The organism is Fructilactobacillus lindneri DSM 20690 = JCM 11027 (genome assembly GCF_002907375.1).
In the GTDB taxonomy this organism is placed as follows: Bacteria; Bacillota; Bacilli; order Lactobacillales; family Lactobacillaceae; genus Fructilactobacillus; species Fructilactobacillus lindneri.
In genome coordinates this window covers 1-1,476 of sequence record NZ_MIYK01000014.1, presented here as the reverse complement: position 1 = coordinate 1,476, position 1,476 = coordinate 1, and the positions used below count along the sequence as shown (strand labels likewise).

The window sequence follows — 1,476 nt, the reverse complement described above, 5'->3', positions numbered from 1 at the left end:
GATAACCTGGTTGGCGCAGTGCCGGATCACTTCATCGGCCACACTCCGGAAATGATTGACTATGCTGAACAAGCCGTTGGGATTGATTCACAGAAATACGTTTGTTCCGGCGTGTTGTTGATGAACCTGGCTGAAATGCGCCGTTCAAAATTCGCTGAACACTTTTTGCAGCTCTTGAACAAGTACCATTTCAAGTGTTTGTGCCCGGATCAGGACTACATGAATGCCATCGCGAGAAATCGAATTTATTATTTGAACCCGTCATGGGACATCCAAATCACCACGCCACAGGATGTTGACCCCTGGCTGATTCACTATAACTTATTTGCCAAGCCGTGGCGCTATGATAATGCCCCTCGACAAAGCTATTTTTGGACCTATGCCAAACAAACCGATTACGAGACCATGTTAAAACAGCAGCTCGCAGATATGAATCCTAAAGAAGTTGCCCGTGAACAGAAGAATCAGTCCGATTTGATTCCATTAGCCGTTGATATTATTAAGACCCCAACGACATTTTACGCCATGGCCAAGCAAGGAGTAAAAATTGCCCTATGACTTTTACACCGGTAAAGCTTGGCGAGCGTGACAAAGTGATTCAAAACATTGCTGAAAACGTCCGTCAGGGAAAATTTAATCAAAAAGTCGAACTACATGATCCAGTACTGACACTTACCGAGCAGCATGAGGTGTTGGACCACTTCTTGAAGCTTCACCAAACTAAACGTTATCATTGGCGGGCAGCCGCAGTCCGGTCGGTCATGAATATGGCTGCGAGGATGATGAATCCCAATTTAAAAGTTGAGGGGACTGACAATTTAAAGGCATTGGAATGGCCGGCAATCATTACCTGTAACCACTTTTTTAGCCCGATTGACAACCTGCTGGTTCGATCAGCCCTGAATCAACCTGATTTGTCGGTTGTCGTTGAGCTCACCAACCTTAAAATGCCCGGGATGCTGGGATTTTTTATGACATACGCTGATACGATACCTGTCAGCGACAGCGTCAATTACATGGGCAAGGGGTTTATTGCCCTTTTGCAAAGTAGCTTGGCACGCAAACAGTCAATTCTAATTTATCCGGAACGGGAAATGTGGTTCAACTATCGCAAACCGCGGCCGCTTGAACGGGGAGCGTACTACTACGCCGAGAGATTGAATGTTCCAATCGTGTCCTGCTTTGTTTCGATGGTTGACGCCCCGACCAAATCGGATCCGCATGGCATCAATTATACGGTCCATGTGTTACCGCCAATTTATCCGGATGCGGTCGAAAAGTCGGCCACATCACAGCGGGAAGCTACCGAAAAGATGCGCCAAATTGATTACCAACAAAAAGTTGCTGCCTATGAAAAGGCCTATGATCGTCAATTCACTCAGGATTTTAGTCCAGACGACATTGCTGGTCATTATCAATAACAAAATGGACAACAAAAAGGCATGACCGTGATCAAAATGATCTTTCATTCACAGT

2 protein-coding genes are annotated in these 1,476 nt (G+C 45.7%); both read left to right on the top strand.

Annotated elements, in window-relative coordinates; all coding sequences use genetic code 11:
- The coding region (locus BHU33_RS04855; protein ID WP_318530522.1) for a glycosyltransferase family 8 protein at positions 1 to 558 on the top strand (558 nt) is incomplete at its 5' end.
- Positions 555 to 1,421, top strand: coding sequence for a lysophospholipid acyltransferase family protein (locus BHU33_RS04850; protein WP_103434763.1), 867 nt, complete (start codon positions 555 to 557; stop codon positions 1,419 to 1,421). The genes BHU33_RS04855 and BHU33_RS04850, both read left to right, overlap by 4 nt.
- The last annotated feature ends 55 nt before the right edge of the window (positions 1,422 to 1,476 follow it).